The organism is Mycobacterium sp. GA-2829 (assembly GCF_001499965.1).
Taxonomy (GTDB): Bacteria; Actinomycetota; Actinomycetes; order Mycobacteriales; family Mycobacteriaceae; genus Mycobacterium.
Genome location: NZ_LQIT01000034.1, coordinates 183,730 through 206,014 on the forward strand (window position 1 = coordinate 183,730; position 22,285 = coordinate 206,014).

Annotated in this window: 22 protein-coding genes and 1 pseudogene; 6 read left to right on the forward strand and 17 right to left on the reverse strand. The window is 65.1% G+C overall.

What is annotated here, in order from left to right; genetic code table 11:
- Positions 1 to 22: 22 nt before the first annotated feature.
- The 6 genes from AU194_RS20450 to AU194_RS20475 are packed head-to-tail and all read right to left on the reverse strand — an operon-like array spanning position 23 to position 6,874.
- Positions 23 to 1,360 carry an MCE family protein gene (locus AU194_RS20450; RefSeq protein WP_059091081.1) on the reverse strand — a complete coding sequence of 446 codons (1,338 nt, stop codon included), beginning with the start codon at positions 1,358 to 1,360 and terminating at the stop codon, positions 23 to 25.
- Positions 1,360 to 2,742 carry an MCE family protein gene (locus AU194_RS20455; protein WP_082698750.1) on the reverse strand — a complete coding sequence of 461 codons (1,383 nt, stop codon included), beginning with the start codon at positions 2,740 to 2,742 and terminating at the stop codon, positions 1,360 to 1,362. Before AU194_RS20455 ends, AU194_RS20450 begins: the two co-directional genes overlap by 1 nt.
- Positions 2,727 to 3,755: an MCE family protein gene (locus AU194_RS20460; protein WP_059091083.1), complete on the reverse strand. Its 1,029-nt coding sequence runs from the start codon at positions 3,753 to 3,755 to the stop codon at positions 2,727 to 2,729. Before AU194_RS20460 ends, AU194_RS20455 begins: the two co-directional genes overlap by 16 nt.
- A 33-nt stretch (positions 3,756 to 3,788) precedes the next feature.
- Positions 3,789 to 5,261, reverse strand: a complete 1,473-nt coding sequence (locus AU194_RS20465) for an MCE family protein (protein ID WP_059091084.1) — start codon at positions 5,259 to 5,261, stop codon at positions 3,789 to 3,791.
- A gap of 3 nt (positions 5,262 to 5,264) precedes the next feature.
- The gene (locus AU194_RS31925; RefSeq protein WP_059091085.1) at positions 5,265 to 6,110 is read right to left on the reverse strand and encodes an ABC transporter permease; all 846 of its coding nucleotides are present in this window, start codon (positions 6,108 to 6,110) and stop codon (positions 5,265 to 5,267) included.
- Complete coding sequence (locus AU194_RS20475; protein WP_059091086.1) at positions 6,107 to 6,874, reverse strand: ABC transporter permease; 768 nt, start codon at positions 6,872 to 6,874, stop codon at positions 6,107 to 6,109. Before AU194_RS20475 ends, AU194_RS31925 begins: the two co-directional genes overlap by 4 nt.
- Before the next feature lie 313 nt (positions 6,875 to 7,187).
- On the opposite strand from AU194_RS20475, the gene AU194_RS20480 reads away from it, so the two are divergent.
- Positions 7,188 to 7,796 carry a TetR/AcrR family transcriptional regulator gene (locus AU194_RS20480; RefSeq protein WP_059091112.1) on the forward strand — a complete coding sequence of 203 codons (609 nt, stop codon included), beginning with the start codon at positions 7,188 to 7,190 and terminating at the stop codon, positions 7,794 to 7,796.
- A gap of 14 nt (positions 7,797 to 7,810) precedes the next feature.
- Here the strand turns inward: AU194_RS20480 and AU194_RS20485 are convergent, their stop codons facing one another.
- Positions 7,811 to 8,275: a CAP domain-containing protein gene (locus tag AU194_RS20485; protein WP_059091087.1), complete on the reverse strand. Its 465-nt coding sequence runs from the start codon at positions 8,273 to 8,275 to the stop codon at positions 7,811 to 7,813.
- A 193-nt stretch (positions 8,276 to 8,468) separates the two neighbouring features.
- Here AU194_RS20485 and AU194_RS20490 point away from each other — a divergent pair, with 193 nt between their 5' ends.
- The 3 genes from AU194_RS20490 to AU194_RS31930 all read left to right on the forward strand — a co-directional run bounded on the left by AU194_RS20490 (position 8,469) and on the right by AU194_RS31930 (position 11,168).
- Entirely contained in the window at positions 8,469 to 8,816 is a 348-nt protein-coding gene (locus tag AU194_RS20490; protein ID WP_059091113.1) for a DUF732 domain-containing protein, read from the forward strand.
- 598 nt (positions 8,817 to 9,414) lie between these two features.
- Positions 9,415 to 10,452 (forward strand): glycerate kinase, encoded by a 1,038-nt coding sequence (locus AU194_RS20495; RefSeq protein ID WP_157576318.1) that lies wholly within the window; start codon positions 9,415 to 9,417, stop codon positions 10,450 to 10,452.
- Positions 10,453 to 10,886: 434 nt separating this feature from the next.
- The gene (locus tag AU194_RS31930) at positions 10,887 to 11,168 is read left to right on the forward strand and encodes a hypothetical protein (protein WP_157576321.1); all 282 of its coding nucleotides are present in this window, start codon (positions 10,887 to 10,889) and stop codon (positions 11,166 to 11,168) included.
- Positions 11,169 to 11,466: 298 nt separating this feature from the next.
- Here the strand turns inward: AU194_RS31930 and AU194_RS20500 are convergent, their stop codons facing one another.
- The 3 genes from AU194_RS20500 to AU194_RS31935 form a co-directional block, all read right to left on the reverse strand.
- On the reverse strand, positions 11,467 to 12,324 hold the full coding sequence (locus AU194_RS20500) for an SDR family oxidoreductase (RefSeq protein ID WP_059091089.1): 858 nt from the start codon (positions 12,322 to 12,324) through the stop codon (positions 11,467 to 11,469).
- Positions 12,325 to 12,432: 108 nt separating this feature from the next.
- Positions 12,433 to 13,167, reverse strand: a complete 735-nt coding sequence (locus AU194_RS20505) for a hypothetical protein (RefSeq protein WP_059091090.1) — start codon at positions 13,165 to 13,167, stop codon at positions 12,433 to 12,435.
- A 2-nt stretch (positions 13,168 to 13,169) separates the two neighbouring features.
- The gene (locus AU194_RS31935) at positions 13,170 to 16,352 is read right to left on the reverse strand and encodes a CHAT domain-containing protein (RefSeq protein ID WP_197417687.1); all 3,183 of its coding nucleotides are present in this window, start codon (positions 16,350 to 16,352) and stop codon (positions 13,170 to 13,172) included.
- Positions 16,353 to 17,460: 1,108 nt separating this feature from the next.
- On the opposite strand from AU194_RS31935, the gene AU194_RS20520 reads away from it, so the two are divergent.
- Positions 17,461 to 18,273: a DUF5995 family protein gene (locus AU194_RS20520; RefSeq protein ID WP_059091093.1), complete on the forward strand. Its 813-nt coding sequence runs from the start codon at positions 17,461 to 17,463 to the stop codon at positions 18,271 to 18,273.
- 252 nt (positions 18,274 to 18,525) lie between these two features.
- Here AU194_RS20520 and AU194_RS31940 read toward each other — a convergent pair whose 3' ends face one another.
- The 4 genes and pseudogenes from AU194_RS31940 to AU194_RS32700 form a co-directional block, all read right to left on the reverse strand.
- The gene (locus AU194_RS31940) at positions 18,526 to 19,050 is read right to left on the reverse strand and encodes a hypothetical protein (protein ID WP_157576327.1); all 525 of its coding nucleotides are present in this window, start codon (positions 19,048 to 19,050) and stop codon (positions 18,526 to 18,528) included.
- 399 nt (positions 19,051 to 19,449) lie between these two features.
- Positions 19,450 to 19,902 (reverse strand): hypothetical protein, encoded by a 453-nt coding sequence (locus AU194_RS20525; RefSeq protein ID WP_059091094.1) that lies wholly within the window; start codon positions 19,900 to 19,902, stop codon positions 19,450 to 19,452.
- A gap of 471 nt (positions 19,903 to 20,373) precedes the next feature.
- On the reverse strand, positions 20,374 to 20,544 hold the full coding sequence (locus tag AU194_RS32695; protein WP_231743507.1) for a hypothetical protein: 171 nt from the start codon (positions 20,542 to 20,544) through the stop codon (positions 20,374 to 20,376).
- 10 nt (positions 20,545 to 20,554) lie between these two features.
- Positions 20,555 to 20,773: pseudogene (locus tag AU194_RS32700) on the reverse strand (diguanylate cyclase domain-containing protein); the annotation flags it as partial.
- A gap of 38 nt (positions 20,774 to 20,811) precedes the next feature.
- Between AU194_RS32700 and AU194_RS20530 the strand changes: the two are divergent.
- The gene (locus AU194_RS20530; protein WP_157576330.1) at positions 20,812 to 21,081 is read left to right on the forward strand and encodes a hypothetical protein; all 270 of its coding nucleotides are present in this window, start codon (positions 20,812 to 20,814) and stop codon (positions 21,079 to 21,081) included.
- Between the two features lie 13 nt (positions 21,082 to 21,094).
- Here AU194_RS20530 and AU194_RS20535 read toward each other — a convergent pair whose 3' ends face one another.
- The 3 genes from AU194_RS20535 to AU194_RS32705 all read right to left on the reverse strand — a co-directional run.
- Positions 21,095 to 21,589 carry a DUF2510 domain-containing protein gene (locus tag AU194_RS20535; RefSeq protein WP_059091096.1) on the reverse strand — a complete coding sequence of 165 codons (495 nt, stop codon included), beginning with the start codon at positions 21,587 to 21,589 and terminating at the stop codon, positions 21,095 to 21,097.
- A 71-nt stretch (positions 21,590 to 21,660) separates the two neighbouring features.
- The gene (locus AU194_RS20540; protein WP_059091097.1) at positions 21,661 to 22,029 is read right to left on the reverse strand and encodes a hypothetical protein; all 369 of its coding nucleotides are present in this window, start codon (positions 22,027 to 22,029) and stop codon (positions 21,661 to 21,663) included.
- Between the two features lie 69 nt (positions 22,030 to 22,098).
- Positions 22,099 to 22,285 (reverse strand): hypothetical protein (locus AU194_RS32705; protein ID WP_231743502.1); only part of this gene is annotated, 187 nt, incomplete at its 5' end.

Below are 22,285 nucleotides of genomic sequence, written 5' to 3' on the forward strand. Positions count from 1 at the left end.
ACCGCTGCGCGTGCGATTTCCCTCACGGTGTCCCTCCCGTCGGCAGGAGCATCCCCTGCAGCCCCTGGCTGGGATCGGCCTGCGTCGGATCCGGCGGAAGTGCCGCGCCCGGAGCCTCTGCGCCGGGGGCTTCTGCGGCTAGCGCAGGCCCGTCGGGCGGAGTCGCTCCCTGCGCAGGCGCCGGCGGCGGAATGTAATCCGGCCGCATCCAATCCTCGCTGTAGGTGATCTCATTCGGCCGCGCTTGGGCGCCGACGAAGAGGTTCTCCCCCAGTGGCGGGAAGTTGTAGGACCGGTTCTTCAGAATGGGCGCCAGATACTGCACGCACAACTTGGCCGCCTGTTCGGCGCCCAGTCGTGATGCAGCTTGAATGGCGCCGCACAGGAACGTGATCGGGTCGGAGAAGTTCGCCAGCACGATCGCACCCGATATGGCCTGCTGCGCAGGCTGAAAGATGTTCACGAAGTTCACGAACAGCGTCGGACCGATGTGTAACAGCTGTTCGACGTCGTCGATGCTGTTGTTCAGCGCGGTGGTGACGGACGCGAGCTTGTCGCTCGACGTGCCGATCGTCTCCCTGTGGTCGTCGGCGAATTGCTGGACGTCTCCAACGACGTCGTTCATCGCGGCGAGTGCATTGCCGACCTCGTTGTTGCTGTTGGAGACCAACGAGGTCACCGTTGACAGGTTCTGATTGAGACCGCGCAGCACTTCGGTGCTGTCGCGCAGAGCCGTCACGACGAGGGCGAGGTTCTTCACCGTCGAGAAGAGGTCGTCGCTGTGATCGCCGAGAGCGGAGAACGCCTGCGACATCCGGATGATCGTCTCGCGGATATTGGCGCCCTCACCGCGCAGATTGTTCGCCGAGGTGTTGATGAACGCGCCCAGGGTGCTGACCCCGCCGGCAGCGGTCGGCTGCAGCGCGGTGGTGAGTTTCTCCAGCTGCTGCCGGAACTCGTCGTATTCGACCGGCACCGCGGTGCGGTCCTGGGGAATCACAGCGTCGTTGACCATTTTGGGACCGCCGGTATAGGCGGGGGTGAGTTGGATCGCCCGTGACGTCACCAGCGACGGGGACAGAATGACCGCTTTGGCGTCCGCAGGAATCGGATATTTGCTGTCGATCCAGAACGTCACCTTCACCCGCTGCGGCTGCGGTTCGATCTGTTCGATCTTGCCGATGCGCACGCCCAGCAGCCGCACTTCATCCCCGGCGAACAACCCGTTCGTATTGGCGAAATACGCCGTGAGATGGGTGCGGTCGGCGCCGTCACGGACGCGGACCACCGTGAACGTGGCACCGATGAGAACTGCGACCAAGAGCACGGCCACACCGAGGCGAGCTCTGTTCCTGGTCATCAGGGGGCTCCGTTCGTCGATGCCTGATCAGGCCCGGGAAGTTGTGTGGGCGGGGCATAGGGATCCACCGTCGGCGGTGTGGTGGGTTCTGCACCCGCCAACCCGGGAGCGGGCAGTGCGGGGGGCCCCGGCGGGGGACCTCCCGGCGCCGGTGCCGGCGGTGGCTCCCGGTACGGATAGCAACCGGGGCCCGGCGCGGGCGCACCGGGAGCACCGCACTGCTGGTCGCCGGGATTGCCGGTGATCGCATCAGGGATCGTCAGACGCGGGTCTCCGCCTTGACCGGTGCGCGGCATCGGCATCGGCAACGCCGGGGTCGCCTTCTGGCCGGTCTGCGGGTCGGTGCGCTGCGAGGGCAGCACCGTGCTCGGATCCAGACCGAGGTCGGAGAACGCGGCCTCGACGAACGGCTGGACGAACTGTCCGGGCAGCAGGTTCGCGAGATAGGCCTTGAAGAACGGGCCGGATCCCACCGACTCGCCCAGCGACATCGCGTAGGCGTTGAGGTATTTCAGGCTCTTCCGGATGTCGTCGCGGTGGTCATCGAGCAAGGTCAGCACCACGTTGAGCTTTTCGAGCGCCGGCTTGAGTGTCTCGCGGTTGTCCCCGATGAAATCCTTGAGCTGCATACTGACCGCGGTGATGTTCGAGGAGATCTGATCGAGCGCGGCGCTCTGCGAGCTCAGTTGAACCAGCAGCGCGTTGGTGTCGGCGACGAGTCCGACGATCTGCCCGCTGCGCTTGCCGAGCACGTCGCTGAACCGTCGGGCACGCTCGAGCAACTCGCGGAGTTGCTTGTCGCGAACGCCGAGCGTCTCGGAAAAGCGTCCCAGGCCCTCTACGGCCACCTTCAGGTCTGGCGGTGTGTTCGCGAACGTTTCAGCGAGCGTGGCGAGCGAAGTCGACAGTTCGTCGGTGTTCAATCCGCTGATCGTCGTGGTCAGGTCACCGAGTGCGTCAGGCAACTGATAGGGCGACGTGGTGCGCTCCTCGGGGATGGGACCCGACAGCTGCCCCTCACCTCGTGGCATCACTTCGAGGATCTTCGCACCGAGCAGTGTCCTCGTCTTGATCGCCGCTTCAGTGCGATCGCCGAGGCGCAGACCTCCGTCGATCTTGAAGGTCACGCGCACGCGCGGACCATCGAGGTCGACACTGCTGACCTGCCCGACCCGCATGCCCGACGCCTGTACCGGCGAATCGGCGCCGAGCCCGCCCGCCTCGGCGAAATACGCGGTGTAGCTCTTGCCGCGGTCGACGAACGGCAGCTTGTCGAAATACAGCGCACCGAGCACCAACGCGGCGGTAATACCGATACCGACGACACCGAGGAGAAGTGGGTCTCGTTCGAAGAGGGACGGCTTTCTCATTTGGGTGTGCATCTCCCTGTCGACTGGCCGGCCAGCTTGATGAACACCGGTTGGCCCCCCTTGCCGTTGACCTTGATGATCAGGTCGCACAGATAGAAGGCGAAGTAGTCGCCGTACAGGCCGAGTCGCGACAGCGCCTTGTAGTCATCGGGCAACGTCGCCAGCACGTTGTCGACATAGTCACGATCGTCGGCGACGATGCCGGCGGTCCGGTCTGTTTCATGCACCACCTTCTGCAGTGGCTTCCGTGCCGCGGACAGCAGATCGGCGACCGAGCCCGCCGCAGCGTTGGTGTAGGCGACTGAATTGCTGATGTCGACCTTGCGGTCGGCTAGGCCGCGGATGAGTTGAGAGAGTGCGTCGACCGCCTTGCCGAACTTGTCGCCCTGCTGGCTCAAGGTGCCGAGCACAACGTTCAGATTGGTGATCACTTCACCGATGAGCTGATCGCGGTCTGCCAGTGTAGAAGTGAACACGGCGGTCTGCCCGAGCACAGAACTGATCGTCGCCCCCTGTCCCTGAAAGGCCTGGATCAGCTGACTCGACAGTGCGTTGATCTGGTCGGGGTCGAGCGCCTGGAACAGCGGGCGGAACCCACCGATCAGGGCGTCGAGGTCCAGTGCGGGAGAGGTGCGCGACGTGGGGATGGTGCCGTCGACGGGAAGCCGCAACGGTGAGCCGGCACCTTCCTCGAGCGCGAGATAGCGATCACCGATCAAGTTGTCGTAACGGATACTCGCCCGGCTGCCCTCGGTGAGCACCAGCGAATCGTCGGTGCTGAAACGAACCTTGACCGTGGAGTCGCTCTGCAGGGCCATGCTCTTGACCTTGCCGACCTCAACGCCGGCGATGCGCACGAAATCACCGGGGTTCAAACCGGTCACCGAGGTGAAGACGGCGTTGTACGTCGTCTCCTTCTGGAATCGCAACTGGGCGAATACGGCGAGGAGCGCGAAGAGGCCCAGCAGGCACACCACCACGAAGGCGGTGAGGCGCACGACGGCACCACCGAGGTTGTCTCTCATAGCTTTCTCACCCCTTTCGAAACGAGCTGAAGATCACGGCGACGGCGCCGGGCCGGGTGGCGGCCCGTACAGCGGTGGCAGCGGAGGCGGCGGCACCGGCGCCGGTGACAGCGGTGTGGGTTGTACCTGTGCCGGCACGGCCGGAGTGAACGGTTCGGAGCCCGGCCTCGGAGCCGGGTCGCGGGGCGCTCCGGGCGGCGGAGCCGGAGGCAGTCCCGGGAACAGCGGAGTCCCGTCCGGCGCGTACAGCGGAGCGCCGTGCGGCGGCCCGTTCAATGGGGGCGGAGCGGTGTTGCCCTGATTGCGCACGCTGGGCGGTTCGGGGGCCGCCCGGGTCACCGGGAAGTAATTCGCATATCCGGGGAAACCGATACCGGGGTTTACTCGGATGTCGTTTCCGGTGCCCCAGCCCGTATTGGTGATCAGTTGGCGGATCGGGTACTGCTTGGTCGGATCCGGTAGCGAACCACAGCCCGGCTTCCCTCCTGGACCGCCCTTGGCTCCGACGATCGGCAGGTTCTTCGGGAAGTTGTACTTGTCGTCGCCGAGTACGAGCGATGCGTCCAGGATCGCGGACTTGCCGTTGGCGCCCAGCGCCTCTGCGAGTCCGTGGTCGATCAGCCACTTTGCTCCGGTGAACAAGCAGGTGTAGGTCGGGTTGTACTTGAACAGCAAATCCGTCGTCGGTGACAGGACGTTGACGGAGTTGACGAGATTGTCCTTGTTCGGTGCGATGAGCTGAATGCCACTGTCGGACAGCCCGATGGTGGACAGAAGTAGGGCGTCCAGTGCTTGGGCGTTCTCGGTGATTGTCGTCGCGGTCGTCGAAGCGTTGTCGAGGGTCTCGATGATGTCTGGCGCCGCGGCCGAATACGCGTCATTGAAGCCCTTGAACGACTGCCAGTCCGCCTTGATGAGGTCCGCCCGCGAGTTGAGGACGCTCAGGACCTCGTTGGCATCGGTGATCGCCTGGCCGATCTGCGGACCCTGCCCCCGCAGGCCCTCGGCCAGCGCGCTGAGCGCCCCGTTCAGTTTGTCGGGTTCGACGTGCTGCAACACGTTGAGGAGATTCTGGAAAACGGTGTTGACCTCGACGCTGACATTCTTCGACTGGATCACCGCACCGGCTGAGATACGTTGCGACGTAGGGTCTTCCGGGTAGATCAGATCCACGTACTTGGCGCCGAACGCCGTGGTCGCGCGGATCCGCGCCTCGATGTTGGCGGGAATGTACTTGATCTGATCGGGCTCGAGTTCCAGCTCGAGCCCGACCCGACTGCCGCCCCCACTGATGTTGGCCACCCGACCCACCGGCATACCGCGGAGCTTGACGTCAGCGCCGGACTCCATCACGAGACCGGCTCGATCCGACGTGAGCATGACCGGCACCGACGAACGGAAGGTGCCACTGAATAGGCCGGCGGTCATGACGGTCACGCCGATGACGAACACGAGGAACAGCGCGGTCCACCAGCCCGGCTTGATCTTCGACAGTCGCTCTTCCATCCGTCAGCCCGCCAGGTTGAAGTTGCCGGACTGCCCGTAGACGGACAGTGAGATGACGAGGGTGACGACGACGACCACGATCAGCGACGCGCGTACCGCGCGTCCGACGGCTTCGCCCACCCCGGCGGGTCCGCCCGAAGCCGTGTAACCGTAGTACGTGTGAATGACCATGATGGCGGTCGCCATAACGATCACCTGGAAAAACGACCAGATGAGGTCCGTCGGGTTGAGGAAGGTGTTGAAGTAGTGGTCATAGACGCCGGTCGACTGACCGCGACTGATTGTGGTGGCTCGTGCTGCGACGAAGGCCATGGTGACCGCGACGCAGTAGAGCGGCACCACGACGACGAGTCCGGCGATTAGCCGAGTGGAGGCCAGGTATGCCACCGTGCGAATCCCCATGACCTCGAGTGCGTCGATCTCGTCGGCGATGCGCATCGCACCCAACTGCGCGGTCGCCCCGCCGCCCAGGGTCGCGGACAAACCGATTCCGGTGACCAGTGGGGCGATGATCCGCACGTTGAAGTAGGCGGAGGTGAACCCTGTGAGCGCCTCGACGCCCACATTGGCCAGCAGCTGATAGCCTTGGACGCCGATCAGCGCACCGGCGGACAGCGTCAAGAAGCCGACGATGACGATCGTGCCGCCGATGACGGCGAGTGCGCCGGTGCCGAGACTCATCGCCGCCACCTGGCGGAACACCTCGAAGCGGTAATGCCTCACCGCGTCCACCGTCGCCAGACCGGTGCGGACGTAGAAGGCCGTCTGTTCGCCGACGCGATTCCATCCCTGCACCCACGACCGGGCGACGCGGCGGACCCGCGGTGCGGTACCTCGGGCGACCGTCACAGCGTGGCCTTTACGCCCACGGTGGTGGCGAGAAGATTGATGACGAAGAGCGCGACGAAGGACAGCACCACCGTCTCGTTGACCGCCGTGCCGACCGCCGCCGGGCCCTGACCAACCGAGATGCCCTTATAGCAGGCGATGAGGGAGGCAGCCAGGCCGAACAGCGCCGCCTTGATGCACGAAATGAGCACCTCCGGCGTGCCGGTGATCACGGTCATACCTGCGACATACGCCCCAGGGGTGACGTGCTGGACGAAGACGGAGAAGAAGAACCCACCGATGATCCCGACGACCGCGACGACGGCGTTCAGCAGCAAGGCGACGAACGTCGCGGCCAATACTCGCGGAACCACGAGCGCCTGAATGGGATTGAGGCCGAGAACGCGCATGGCGTCCAACTCCTCGCGTATCGTCCGTGCGCCGAGGTCGGCGCACATTGCGGTGGCCGCCGCGCCAGCAACGACCAATACGGTCACCAATGGTCCGATTTGGGTCACCGCACCGAACGCGGCGCCCGCGCCGGAGAAATCGGCGGCACCGAACTCGACGAGGAGAATGTTCACCTCAAACGTTGCGAGGACCGTGAACGGAATCGCGAGCATCATCGTCGGCACGATCGATACGCGGGCGACGAACCAGGCCTGCAGCAGAAATTCCCGCCATGCGAACGGCCGCTGCGGCATGACGTACAAGGTTTCGAGAGCGACGGCGAAGAAGCCGCCTACCGCGCGAATCGGTTTCACGACGGGAGCGATCTGGGTCAACCGAGAACCTCTCTTGGCGCCGGCCTCGCGCGTGCCCGAGAACTTCCCAACGGCTAGAGCGCGCAACAGCAATGTGAACTGGCTTCCACACGGTATGCGGATTGGACGCATTGCACGATGACCCCGCGTCTCGCCTGACTTGATTGACCGTCTCAAACTCCCCGGAAGCCAACAGAGCCGGTACCACCCGCACCGTCGAGCCAATCGTGGCAAGTGGCTCAGCCAAGGGCAGAACTCAGACGATAGGGTTGGCGAGTGGAGTGCGCCTACACGGGCGGACGATTCCTGCTGCGGAAGGGTGGCCGAGGGCCAGATGAGCGAGGCAAACGTCAGTGCCGGCCGCCCTCGCGATCCGTTACTTGATGAGCGGGTCTACGCGGCCGCTCGAAATGTGTACGGCCGGTTGGGATGGGCAGGTTTCAGCATCGAGGCGGTGGCACGCGAAGCACGGGTGGGCAAGTCGTCCATCTACCTGCGCTGGCCGGATACGACCGCGCTGCTGTTGGACACGCTGGAGTCGGCGGTTCACCTGCCCTTCAATACCGACACCGGGACGCTGCGCGGCGACCTGCTCGTGCTCGCCCGAAGCATCTTCAATTTGCTCATCGGCGAGAACGGTGACACCGTGCTCCGGCTGTCGACGGAAGCGCGGATGGTGCCCGAGTTGGCGGCTCGATGGGAACGCTTCGTTGCCTCGAACGTGGCCGCGATGCGACGCATCATGCGGCGCGCGGTCGGGCGCGGCGAGTTGCCGGCCGGCACGTCGGCCGCTCTCCTGCTCGATGCCTTGATCGGCGCGTTGATGATGCGTTGCCTCACCACTCCCCCGGACCGTCGTGACCGGCTCGCCCGACAAGCCGAGCGTTATACCAGTTCCGTGGTCGACCTCGTACTGGCCTCCACGGGACATACGGAGGGCTAGCTGGCCGGGCCCGCCTACTGGGGCTGCCCGTAAACCGCTACGACCACACTGCGATCGAGGCTGTTCTCGGACCAGACTCCCAGCGCGGTGTATCGGCAGTCCTGCATGATCGCGCGATAGCCCGGGTTGTGCCACCACTGATTGAGCACTTCGAGATTGTTGATCGCCAGCGCGGGATTGATCGCCACCGTTTCGGCGACCGCGCCGCGGAACCCGGCCCGTTCGGCTCGCTGCTGCGCTGAGGAACCGTCCGAGCCGATGTCACCGCTGAGGTTGCGGTCATCTCGCACGTTGAGCGCGTGCACGCGTGCCGCTTCGTCGAGGCGGCCGTCGCGCTGCGGCTCGACGACGCATCCGTTCTGCTTCTGCGCGGTGAAGATGTTGCTGAACACGCCGTTGTTCAGCCGCTTGTTGTCAGCGTGAGCGGGAACCGCGGTCAAGCTGGCAGCCGCGGTGAGCAAGGCAGCCAAAGCGATCATTGCCGGGACGCTGCCGCACCTTCCAACGTCGCGCATCCTGCCTCCATGAGTCGATGTCCGGCTAGCCGACCATACTGTACGAGAGCCGTCCATCTGGCAATCACTAAGGACCATCCAGGGCGCTGGACGGGAATCGTCCGAAAAATGGTGAAGACCGCACCGGAGGCCGCGCTGGGGCGTTATGCTCCTCTGGATGACGAGCCTTCGTGTGTTTGCTGCCGCATCGTTGGCGGTCGGCACCGCTTTGGCGGCAGTGCCTGCGGCGCATGCAGATGCCACGGCCTACCTGGTCAACGTGACGGTACGCCCGGGTTACAATTTCCCCGATGCGAACGCGGCGCTGGCCTATGGTCGCGGCATCTGCGGCGAGATCGCCGCCGGTCGGCCGTTCGCCGACATCGTCGCCGACATCAAGTCCGACTTCCGAACAACCGACGATTACCAGGGCACCTACTTGGTGAGCCAGGCCGCCCAAGAGCTGTGCCCCGAGTCGATCTGGCAGTTGCGCGAGTTGGCGGCGCATTACCGCGGACCGGCGTGATCCCGGGAACCGCGAGGCAGGGACGCAATCTGCTCGCGCGGTGACCGCTGAGATGTTCTGCTGACCGCCGAGTTCACCCCGGCCCGCCCACGCAACCGTCGTCACCCGCGCACCCGCCGGCTCGATTCCGCCCGAGGGTGCGACGCCTCCGACCGCGTGTGCGGTCGACGCCCAGGCCACCCGCTGATCGCGACGCACCTCGAGTTCGGCGAGATGCACCGCGCCGACGAAGCCAACCACGCTCAGCGCCGCCCCGGCCACCAGGCTCGAGGTCCGCGCATCGGCGGCATGCATCCGCCGCATCATCGGTCACGGGCACCTGCGAACCGTTCTGGGCTCCGATTAGCCAGCGCCATCGGCGGAACGTTCCATGTGGGGAGGCTGCGCAGGTGCGGGACCGTAGCGGCCAGACCGCGCTCGTAGTTGCTGCGAACGCGCCGATCAGTTATTTTCGCATGAAAAGGGCTTCGCTTTGCGGGGCCATGCGCTCGCACTGACAAGTCGCTGCGGGTGGGGCAACAGACACGAGGGCGATGAAGCACGTGAGGACACCATCGGCGCCGGGTGCTTGCTGGCCGCGAGATGGTACCGCGCTGCCATGAGCCCCTGGGCCGTCGTGGGTGGGTCAGGCGCGGTGCGATCGACCCAATTCCATTGGTTCACCGCGCTTTTGGCTGCCCGTGACCTACAGAAGGTGACGTGCCGGATCGTCGCCGCGATCATCGCTGGGCTCGGCGCTATCCCGCTTCTCCTGCTCGCCGGTCCCCTTGCGCCGCCGGGATGGCAGGGTGCAGCGGTCGCTGTGACGGTCGGCGCATGCTGTGTGGGCATGGCCACGATATGGTTGCGGGACGGTTGGCCGACCCGTCGGCAGTCGCAAGGCTGCGTCATAGCTGGCGCGGTGTGCATCGCGTTATCGGCCGTGGCCCAGGAGCAGCCGGCCCTCGGTCTGGCGGGTTGCGGCGGCTTCGTCGTGCTCTCGGCGTTCGCGCTGTGCTTTCACTCGACGCGGCTGCTGTACCTGGTGTGGGTGATCGCCGTCGCTGCTCTAGCGGTCGTGGTGTGGCGCTCGGCCCAGACCGACGTCGCGATGGCGGTGGCTAGCGCGGCGTTGTTTCTGATGACCAATATCTTCGTGGCCTTCACGTGCCACACCCTGCTCGGTCTGATCGACCGCACCGATCACTACGGCGACATCGAACCGGTGACCGGACTACTCACCCGGGATGCGTTCTTCGATCGCGTCGCCACGCTCATTCACGCGCGCAGTCGCGTCGACGACCGCTTCCTGGTGATGATGGCGGTCGCGCTGGACGGATTCTCCGTTCTCGCAGCGACATCGACGGCCGCCGAGACAGACCGTGCCCGCGGCGAAGGATGCTTGGACTCACAAACACTGAGCGGCAAATTACCGGCAGTCGTCGCACAACGGTCCGGAACGAAACCCGTGGTTGCTGTAGTCGGCGCCGACCGGCTCAGGTCACAACAGAACCTGTTCGCCAAAATTTTCGCTGCCACTGACTTCTCTGCCACCGATACATCCCGAGACCGCTTGGCAACGAAACAAGCGCTCTGCGAAATCGCCACCGGCATCGCCGACTGGCTGCCCTGTGCGCCGCAACGATGCACGGTCTGAACAACCACAACGCCGCCACAACGTCTTCAGGGGCGCGTCGTGGCCGCGGTGTGCGGCTCCCCGTTTCAGGCCCGTGCGCACGCACATGCGGGCGTCGACACCACCATCGTCCAGGGTGCCGGCAAGCCAACGCCCCGTCCTGCCCGTCGCAGCGACGGCACACCAAGCGTCGGACGACTCGGCACCGCTGCAGGCGACGGTCTTTGCCGGTAGCCCCGCATATTCGATTTCTGCGTAATCCTTTACTTTACGACATCCGCCGCAAGGTTCAGCTGTGGTCAGCGAGACGGCTTTCGGATCGCCCGTCGCGCAACCGATCTCGCATCTCTGCGATCAAATCAGCAGCGGTCCAGCAGACGCAGAACCTCCTTTGTTAAAGGCTCCTGGTCAGGGGCTCGGCGAGCGGCTAGGGGCGTGGTAGCCGATAATGGTCTATGAACAGTTCCGAATTAAGCGAATGTGGCGTGGGATTAGCCGAACACGGCCGCGCGAGCCTGGCTATTGCCGAACTCAACGCCATACTTATACATCTGGGGACAGGCGGCTACAGCGATGCCATCGAGATTGTCCTGACAGCGATTGACCGGGCGGCCGGGCCGCAGCTACCCGATCAGCTCGCCAAGCGGTTGGCCCCGATCGTGCAAGAACAATATCTCGGCCCCGGTTGTGCCGATCTCCTATCAAAGGTGTCGCGCCCCCGTCGCCCCGCGCCGTAGCTTCGCCCGGTCGGGGAGATCGGCAAACAGCCCGGGCGCTCCTCGAAGCGGTGCTCAAAGTGTTGTTGGCTGACAGGTTCGGCGATTAATGATGCGAGGCCGGGTGGCTGCCGACGCCAATCACCGACTCGCCATGTAGCGATCATCCGAGTACAGCGGCGAGCTACGGACGCCCGCGTTGCCGTCGGGCGATACCTCTCCCACATTTGGACGTAGCCCTCCGCGGCGATGGCTTTCGACTTGCGTGGCCGTCCTCATGAGTGGCTCGCCTATCAGCGAGGCGGCCGGACGGGTGCGATCAGGAGGGAGTCCCGAATGTGCGCCGTTCCCACCAGCGGACCAACCGGGGGTGGGTGCGCGGAAGTAGCCGCACGAGGACATCGACCCCGCGTGCGTCCTTGCCTATAAGCACTCGGCTGCGGTTGGCCCGTACTGCAGCGACGATTATTCCTGCCGCCCGGTCGGGCTTCATCTTCAGAAGCTTCTCGTTATATGTCTGTGCGCGACGCCGCTGCTCGACGGCAATTTCGCGTCCCTCGCGCTCGGCGTCTTCGAGCGCGGAGGTGGCGATGTTGGTGGCAATGCCACCAGGGTGTACCAGCGTGACGCGGACCGGAGACCCTGACGAAAGGAGTTCGGCGCGAAGGGATTCAGTGAAGCCACGGACGGCAAACTTGGTGGTGCAATATCCGGTCATGGAGGCCTGTGCCATCAGGCCGTTCAGGCTGGAGATGTTGATGACGTGACCGTCGCAGGACGCCATGACATACGGGAGGAACTCCTTGGTGCCGTTGATGACGCCCCACAAGTTGATCGCCACAATGCGCTCGTACATTTCGTAGTCGCAATCGAGCACCGATACTGAACCACCGGCGATGCCGGCATTGTTGTAGATCTGATTGACAGCACCGAAGTGTGCCGCGACCGAAACCGCGTAGTCCTTCATCGCGAAGCGGTCACTGACATCGAGCAACTCGGCATGCGCCGGAACGACGCTAACGCTATTGACGAGCGCAGCGGTGCCGGCCAACCGCTCCTCGTCGACGTCGGAGATTGCCACCCGGGCGCCGGCACGGGCAAGCGCCAGCGCTATTTCCCGGCCAATTCCTGACCCCGCACCTGTGATGACCGCGACCTTGCCCTCTATCGACGACACACGGCTTCCCTTCCGGCGCAACGGCGCCGACTAGACGTCGAATAAATTCGGCCGAGGGTGCTGTCAGCGGTGTGCGGAGGCACTACGGACGCTTGCGGCCGCCTCGTCCTACAGGAACCGGGTCCACCTCCTCTCACGCGTGTCCGGATGGCTCGAATTCGGGTTGGCTCTCGCTGGGCTCGCTGGCGTTGATCCGCCCCCCGCCCCACGCGATCCCGGCGGCAATGGCTCCGCGGCGGGCGCGTGCCGGGGCGGCGGACGCCCCTCGAGCGACGTGCCCTCCCCGGGCTTGAGACCCGCTTTCACCACCACCTTCCTCCACTCTTTGGCCAAACTGGTCAGCTTCGGCTGTGTAGGTGACAGCAGGCGCAACACCGCTCCGCCGGGAAGCTCGACGGCGGGCAGGGCCGACGAATCGGGGATCACCGCCGCGCCTCCGACACCGTCTTGAACCGGGTTCGGAAAGCCGCTGTTCCAACGGAATCCGCCGTCGACGATCTTTGACGTCAGCCGTTCGCCGTCAACCGGGCCGAGGACGTCGTCGCGGTAGTCGGGATCGCAGTGTTTGTACCCGTTGAACCAGACAGTGTCGATGAGGTGGCGCAGGTCCGGATCGACGAGGATCCGCAGCGACCCGCCGATGTGGTCCTCGTCGATGTGCGTGACGACGAACGCCTCGAGCCGGCGCGCCGGCAGCTTCTGCAGGAGCGCCGGCCGGACACCGGTTTCCCACGAGTGTGCGGTGCCGCCGTCGATGAGCAAGCGCCGAATGTCGGCTTTGAGGCCGTATTCGAGGATGAGCGCGTCACCGTGCCCACCCGGCAGCATGTCGATGGCCAGCACTGTCAGTCCCGGGATACAAATTGGAGGTCGATCTCACCGTGCGGAACCAGCAGCAGCCCGATCAGTAGCCCGTCCGCGATGAGTTCCCGCCGGGCGCTGTGGAGCGCCGCGGCCAGCTGACGCGGCTGTCCGCTCTGGGCGTGCATCTGCGTCAACACGGCTTCGGCTGCGGCCGCGGCGTGGCTGCCGCGGAACTTGGTGAGGCTGGCGATTACGGCGGCCGCACCGTTGTCGACGAAGGTGCCCGATAGCGGGCCGTAGATATCCGCAGTGGCCGCCGAGCTGCAGGCGAACAACATCACCAGCGGAGGCGGGCCCTCCTTGCCTAGTAGATACTTGGCAGTGATCGAACCCTGCCGGAGAACCGAGCGCTTGCCGATGTGCAGGTCGACCTCGTCCTTATTGGTCTCGGCGTGGCCGAGCACGACCAGCAGTTCGGGCTTGTCCCGTTTCACTGCGCCGCACCACTTCTTCCAGTCCCGCACCGTGATGCACGTGGCGCCGCGTTCGGTCAATGCACGCTCGAGTGCTCGTGACGGCAGGGCGTTGACCGGGCTGGCTTCGTCGGCCTTGTCCGCGGCGCCGTACAGTACGGGCGCCAATGACAGTGGTGAGACGCTCCGCCGCATCTGCAGTCGTTGCACCGGCTGCCCGGCGACCGTGCGGATGATGAGCCGGTTCATGCCCCAAAAGGCGTACGGGCATACCCGGCCGGCAGTGGCGTGCCTACGCGTTCGTGCCGCCTCTGGCGCGTCGAGTGCGACCACGCAGGAGCACAGCTTCGCATTGGCCTCTGGCGGCGGCCCATCATATGCAAGTTCGAGCGGGACGATCACCGAGCTCGCCCGGACCTTCATCGCGATGCTGCGCGCGTCCTGCAGCTCAAGAGGAGCGAGCACTGCCGCCAGGCGGTGCCCGAGACGGGCGAGATCGATGAGCAAGCTGAGGGCCCGCGGGTCGGTCAGCGATTCGGGGGCGTCGAGAACGCCGAGAACGTTCGACGCCCGCTGCTCGAATGCTGCTGCGATCGTCCGGATCTGGGCGAGCGGAACGGCTCTGTCGTCCTCCGGACGCCGCACGAGTTCTCCGGAGACGTCAAGCGTGGCATCCGCCGCGGTCATTCGCGGGTCGGGCTCACTGGGTCCACTCAACGGCACTCCGAGCAGGCGGATCTTGTCGCGGAGGCCGGCGCGGGCGCGGACGTCGGCGTCCAGAACCGCTGAGCGGATCGGCCGACCCCGGTACGTGACGTCGATGTTCAACCGCAATGGTCCCTCACCGCCGGTGGTGAACTCGACCGTCGCGGTCGTGCTGTCCTGGGTGCGGTCGCGCATTGGCAGGAACAACGAGTCACGCTTACGCCAGCTGCCGTCGGCAGTCGAGACCACGACATCCAGTTGGACGGTCTCTTCCTCGGGTAGCTGCGTCGCGTCGAACGAAACGCTCAGCGTTGTCTCTGGGTCACGATCCGGCGCGGGGACGCCTATCCAGATATCGAGGCGGTGAACGCAATCTGGAGATAGCACTTTGGCGCATCGCTCCCCGTCGCGGGAGATTTCGGCTTGGAGCTCACGCTCGCGAGCGGGTGGGGCGACGGCCTGCGTCTCGCTGAGAACGACGTCGGTCGTCGGTAGGCCTGCCGTGGCGGGGTCGAGGAGCACAATTCGTGGCTGCTCCCCCGTCGTGATGTAGCGGTTCCGGCGGGCGAACGATGGGAGTCGCGAACGGACGGAGTCGACCGTCGTGCGGAGAAGGCCACCCGACCCGTGCCCCCCGCTTCCTAATGCCGGGTGCGATCCGTACTGCGCCGATGGACGTGAACTTCCCGGAATCGGATCGGCGCGACGCCCCTGCGCGGTTGGACGGTAGTCGGCGGGGGCGCCATATTGTCCAGGTTGTGGCTCCGGAGGCGTCCACGGAATGCCCGAATCCGGGTAGCCGGCGCCTTGCCCCCAGCTCTCTGTTGGCTGGCCGCCGCCTACCCCTTGCCACCCGCCCCCGGCTAGAGGCGGCGAGTCGTGATTCTCGCCGTCCCAAACAATCTCGAATTCCCCGTCGTCGTCCCATCGCACCCGCCATGTTGGTTGCCCGGGCACAGGATGGGCAGTTGATGGCACCGATTTCGGCGGCTGGCCCGGCTCGCCGTGTGGCGCGGCGCCGAGCAGGGCCGCACCTCGGGCGACGACGGTGCGTGGATCGCCGAGGTCGGCGAGTCGTTCGGCGCCGATGCCGGCGATGCGTCCGCGCAGAGCCGGATGGCGCGCCAGCGCCCCGGTCATGATGATTGCCGTAGGCCCATCCGACGTCCTACGGCTGCGCGCCGTGTGCAGCATCTGCTGCGCCAGTGCGGCAACGGCTTCGATGTAGTCGAGACTGACTTCGGAGAACTGTTCGCGAGTCAGCACGACGGTGTGCGGATCGCCCACGGTACCGAGTGGAATCTCCACCTCGGATGCGGCTGCGAGCACATCGATGGCATCGCGGATCTGCGAAGTGATCGGCGAACCGGCAGCGTCGCCGACTTCGGGCGCAGTGCTTTCGCCCCGCTCCGGAAATTGGGTCGACAACCATGTCGCCACCCGCCCTTCGAGAGCGTCGGTGCCGGAGTCATCGGCTCCCGCGGCCGTTTCGTCGTGCACATAGCCGCCACTCTCGGACCGCAGATACAGCGATGTGGTGCAGCAATCTCGGCGCAGGTTCACGACCACCGCGGCCGGCGGCAACGGCGGTGAAGCGCTGCGGACGAAGCACTCCATCGCGGCGAGGGACTCCCAGCACAGTCGCCAAGCAGACGGCATCGGCTGCTGCGCGATGGCCTCTGCCAACGCGTCTTGATCCCTGAACCGCTCATCGACATCCGCGTTCAACGGGCGGTCCGGGCAGGTAAGCACGATGCGAGAAAGTTCGTGCCGCGCGGCCCGAATCGTGGCTTGACCCAACGCATCGCCGAGCAGCGACGCGATGCTCGCCACTCGGTCACCGGCGGCTGCCCAGTCTCCCCCGTCGTTAAGCGGCGGCATCGCCGCGGCCGTGTTTGCCCGCCCCGAGTCGACGGCCCCCGGCCCATGCAAGCCGGTGCAGGTGACCGTTGCGTCCACATCACGTTCGGGAAAGAGGTCGAAATCGTCGAGGCCCCCATCAGGCCGGCAGAGCGCGGCGGTCGTGCCGCTGCTACCGACACTCAAGCCCAATATCCATCGCGGCGGGTTCCCCATGGTCCTCCCTCCCCCAGCGCCGACAGCTCGCTTCATAGAGGCACGAACATGTCGCCTCGCGCACCGAAGGTGTTAAGGCTGCCGACGCATTGATTATGTGGCCGTCACGCCGACGCCGTACCGAAAACAGGAGAAGGCTGACGGCCTTAGCGAAGGTCATCAGACACCGCTGAAGGGCATCGCTGGTCACCCGAACCGAATCCCCGTAGTGATTGAGAACGCAAACAGCGTAACAACTTCGGGTGCAGGAGTGCTTGTCGTGGTGCCGCCGGTCGACGACGGCCGGTAGACGTCTCGCCATCGGGGTGGCGCAGGTGGGTGTGTGTCGCCTGCGGTTCGCGATCCGCAGCGCCATTTCGAGCCTTGTGGTCGAACGAACCATGACGAGTTGAGGAGGGGTTGCGGACTTTGCCGAACGCTTGCGGTTCCCGTGTCACGGCCAGTCGCGGCTCCGCGGCGGGGCGTAGCAAACACAGACAACCCGCCGACGCTTGATCTCGCCGCACGCTACATGTGCCGATTCGAAAAACACTGTCTCGAAATGACATCCGCGCCTGTCGGTCATCATACCGATCTGGGTCCTCCACGCATGGGTCGACAGCGTGGGCGCGACTCACCGTGGGGCCGTGCAGCACGCCGCACACGTTCGCACGCCTCCGCGATCCTGGGTACTTCGCTGCGTCGAGGGTGGTGGGATCAGTGATCTTGACTTCGGAAAGACGACCCGCACAGACACTTCCGCCAACCGCACCTCTCTGGTAGCCACAACCATGTCATCGACACTTTTAGCGGGAGGCCGGGCCCAGTGAAGCGGTTGATCATCGGCCTCCATTCGGAAGGCTCCCCGGGACCGGACGACGACGCTCCTGCCCTGCCAAGAAGTTCGCCCCCGGGCTTCCGAAGGGCTTCCCGTTCCCGCCCCGGCTGTGAAGAGACACCAGCGGGGCCACGGGCGATCCCGAGCTCGTGGTCGTCGCGGGTCGACCTCGAGGTCGACGTAATCGGAATGCGTCCAGGAACAACGCTAATGATCATAGCCCCGTTCAATCCGCATCCCCGCCGTTAGGTCAGGAGAAGCATGGCCAGCGTTCCCGCCCCCGTCGCAGGACTCACAACACTGGACGAAGTGGTGCAGGCGCTCTCGTCGATCATCGAGTGGTCAACTAATGACTCAAACCGTCTCGGATACTTTGCCGCCCTGTACAAACGGATCACCATCGCGGTCGGCGCGGCGATCGAGCAAGGCGCCTTCCACAACGGGCAGCTGATGGAGCGTTTCGACGTCGCCTTCGCGCAACGCTATTTCGACGCGATCAACGGGCATCTGCATCCAGCCCAGTTCTCTCGTCCGACACGGTCCTGGCAAGTCGCATTCGACGCAGCCGCCCGCCCCGAGCCGATCATCGTGCAGCATATGCTCGGCGGGATCATGGCGCACATCCTGCTGGATCTGGGCATCGTCACGCGGGAGATCAGCCCCCGGCTCTCAGAGGTCCGCGAGGACTTCGACACGATCAACGCGGTGCTGGCGAGCCAAGTTGAGGGGATCGTGCTAGACATCAACGAGCTCTCGCCGGCGCTCGCGGAAGTTTACGCGGTGCTCCGGCAGAACCAGATCTTCGTCATCGTCGAGGTGTTCCGCCAGACGCGCGACAGCGCTTGGCGGTTCGGCTCCGTCTTGGCCGCCGAGCCGAGTTTCGCGCGCCCGGCTACCATCTGGTTCCGCGATCGTCAGATCGCCGCTCAAGCCGCGACGTGTTACCGCCCTCCGCCGCTCACCCAGACGCTGATTGACCGCGTGGGTGACCGTGAAAGCCGGGACATCGTGCGAAACCTGCACGTGCTCGACGAGATCGCATCTACGCCGGCGCCGATCAAAACGGCACTGTGAGACCAAGAAGTGATATTCGATATCGCGTATTCGCGGCGGCGGCCGCCGAACTCGTGCAGGCCCGCCTCGGCGGTTCGTCAACTGTCGCTTTCAGCGGACCGCGAGGTCTGCGGCGACCGATGTCAGACGTACGAAGCGGTCGCGCGGGCGATGTCGACTCGGGGCTACCGGTAGTCAAACGCAACAACGGAACACGACGATCGGCACAACCCGGCTTGTTGAGAATCCTCGAAAATGTCGTGGTAGCGCGCCTCACGTGTGCGACGAGCCCGCTGCAGCGCCCCGGGTTCGCAGCACCTTGATGAGACCGGTCGCCGCTGTGATCAGCCCGGTAAGGGCAATCACAAGCGTCGTGATAGCTCCGACGGTGGCAGCGACGCTATTGAAGAAGCCGCCGTTCGCTGATGCGGTGGGCGGTGGGGGTGCCTGCACGGTCACGGTGGCGGGCGTCTGCGCCGTAACAGTAGGACTCCGTATCGGACTGTCGGCGTCCGCGTCGGATGGGCCGTCGTCGGGGACCAGTGGCAGCGTCGTCAGATTTGGGCCCGGTTCTGTCGGTACGGGGCGTTCGGCCGTGGTCCCCGGCGGTTCCGACAGGGAGGTTCTTTGGTACGAAGTGCTCTGTGTGAGAGGTGGGTTCGGCGTTGACATCGTCCGGTCGTCACGTTGAGTCGCCAGGATCAACGCAAACAAGATCACGGCGAGGGCGGCGATCGACAGTCCCACCACAATCCAGAGGCGGCCGCGACCTGGCTCGAAAGACTTCAGGTCTCCCATGCCTTCAAGCATGACGCGATACCCCGCAAGCTAAGGGGTCATTGGGCACTTTTCCAGGAATGTAATTGACGGAATCGCGCGGCTGGATAGACCGCTTAATTGCAGATGACAAGAGCATGGTGAGCCGCGCCGTCGAATCATTCAACCGGGGCGTTCGGAAGGGTGGGCGCCGTTCTCCTGTGTGGCCGCCGTCCGGCGGCGAATCTGAATGATGGGCGTGCGAGACTCACCGGGGGACGGAGCGTTCGAGAGTTTTTGAGTGAACGTCTCGTCTCACTAGCGGGCGCGTCGTGAAGACGTCGAGGCCGCCCCATAGTTCCGCGCTCGACCGCCGACTTGTTGGCTGCCATTCCGAATCGTCGATGCAGAACCGATAGCGCCGGGCATGATTCAAGGCACTTACTTGACCTGGATCTCGTCGTCGTCCCGGCTGCACGAGATGGCGTACCCGCTCACTTCGGCTGAGACCGCGGTAGGGCTGACGCAAAGCCAGCCGAGAAACTCCGCTGCCTGAGTGTTGCCGGCCCTTTCTAGTCCGGGGTCCATCAGATACCGGTTGACCACAGAACCGGCCTCATCACACCCGACGTCACCGGCGACAACATACATCGGATGCATCGCGTCGGTGGCAGGGAGCCGGACCGTGCCGCACAGTGCGCTCGCCGGCGCCGCCGGAGGAGTCTGCGCGGCGCCTCCCATGAGGGCATGCATGTTTACTTCGGCAAGATGCTCGTTTGACCGACTTGGCTCGAGCTGCGCCGCGCCTTCAGCCGGAAACGCCAACGAGACAGCGGATACAGCCAGCGCGACCAGAACGAGGCCGGCTACCTTCCGCATCGACTGTGCATCCATTGACTGACCTCTCGAGTTTGTTGTGTCCAGCTTTACTGACCGTCGACGCCGGGACTTCTCTGACAGCAGATTGGCCTTCGCATCGACCGTCCCGGCTTGACCGGCCTGTGTATTGCTTCGGGCACACTCTAGGAACAGGGAGCGGCGACTTGTGGCGAGATGCCGATAGATCAGCCGAACGGCCGACACTCAGTAGCGACCGAGAGGCGCGGCCTACATGCAACCCGCGCCACGGGATGCCCCGAATCCCCGTATGGCGCTGACTACGAGAGGGCCGAACGGCGGGCACGAATAGCTGCGCGCCTTTCCGGCCATTACATTGCCGCGGCGGGCGCTGTGATCGTCGCTCAACCAATCCACGTTCCGCCATCTGCGTAATGCGTTGCAGCCCTGCTGGCTTTGGCCTGATACATCGCGGCGTCAGCCGTACGACGAATATCCGCGGCGGTACGCGGACGTGAGAGATTCGCCTCAAACGACGCCGATGCTGGCGGTCACGCGGGGTTTTTTGCCGACCGCCTCCATCGGCGCCGACAGTGCGGCGTGCAGCCGGCTGGTGAGGTGGTCCAATGCCTGACGGTCGCTGTGGCCCGAACGCCAGCGCCACGAACTCGTCACCGCCCATGCGGGCGACGAAGTCATCAGCACGCAGGGTGGAGTGCAACCGTTGTGCGGCAGCCCGGATCACCGCGTCACCGGCGTGGTGCCCCAACCCGTCGTTGATCGTCTTGACGTTGTCGAGGTCGATGAACAGCACTGCCGCCAGGGTGGGCGAATCCGTCTGCAGCGCGCGCGATATCCGCGCCTCGGCGTACGCGCGGTTGGGCAGCCCGGTGAGCGAGTCGTGACGGGCCTTTGGCCACGACAACAAGCGGTATCCAAGCCAGCGACGCCGGGGTGGCCTCGGCGATGGTGAGCACCAGCCAACAGATCGGCGGAGCTGTCGGTACCGCCGCCCCGTCCACCCTCTTCGCCGCCGCGGTCACCCGCTACGTCGAAAATCGTTCGCTCACACCAAATATCGGCACCGCCGCCGCGATCCACGGCTATACGGTCGCGTTCTACATCGCCTGCGCGCTCTTCCTGTTCGGAGTGCTCGCCACCGGGCTGATCCTGCGCAGCGGTCGCCTAGAGGTCACCGGCGAACATGCACCCGTGCCAGTGGGCCCCACGCCGTAGATTCACGCACGCCCTACTTCTCCCCCAGATCCTTCACCGCCTGCAGGCACCCGCGTTTCAACTCCTTGGCCCGGCGGGTCCGCTTCGAGTCGCCGATCTTAATTTTGTCGAGCAGCGCCATGTTGCAGGCCGATTCGGCGTTGCCACTGATGTTGTAGAGGCTGACGGCTCCGTCGCGGCCCGCGGCGTAACCCTCGTTGTACCACTCGGTGTTGCCGTCACCGGGGGCGAAGAAGCTGTACGTCACGAACGCGACGACGAGCACGGCGACCACCGCCAGTGTGATTGGGAGAATTTTCCGCGAGCGGCCGCGTGCCGGTCCAGGGGCGCCGGTGTAGCCGGACCACGGCGTCGATGGCTGCGCGCCGGGGGCGCGCGGGTAGGGCGCGGGCCGGTATGGCGGCGAGGTGCGGTGCTCGGTCCAGCGCTGCCCGTCCCACCACCGCTGTGCGCCGGTACCGGTGCCGTCGTCGTACCAGCCCGCAGGAACGTTGCCGTGGTGTGTCACCGAGCAAGCGTAACCAGAAACGATCCACCTCTCCCGCACAAGATTTCACCACCGCACGTGACAACCCGCGGTCATCGCTGAGTTCGCCGATCCACCCGCCGTAGCCCCGACGCCGGCGGGAACGCCCTCAACGCCGGCCCGTCGAAGCACACCAGCTCGAGGTACTCCAGCCATCCCGCTCGAGCGAACACCAGCACCTGAACGAAATCCGCGCCGGCCCCTTCGGCTTCCACCGGCAGGAGCGGGTCGCCGTGGAAGCGCGCCCGCCGCGCACGCGGATCGACTGACAGCGCGATACTCGGGCAGCCGCAGCCACACCCACCGATCACCCGCGCATGCGCGACTTGATCACGGTAGATGCCCACATCGGGAAAAGCGCCCTCTGGCAGCAGGAACCGGAGCAGTTCCGCCTCGGAGACGGTGAGGTTTCGTGGGTTCATGCGACCACCCCGTCTCGACTCTCGGAAGCGTCCTGCACGGCGCAGCAGTGTAGCCGGCGCCGCACATCGTCACATCAGAATGTCTGTCACCGCCGTAAAGCCGAGATCCGCGAAGAGCTCATTCACGTCCACGCTGAGAAAGACCGCCTGCGCGAACGCGATCGACCCACCCAACTGCAGTGAACTACCCCAGGTTTCCTTCCGATCTTTATAGGAGGATTGGAAGTTATGCCCCGTCAGTATCCGCCCGAGTTTC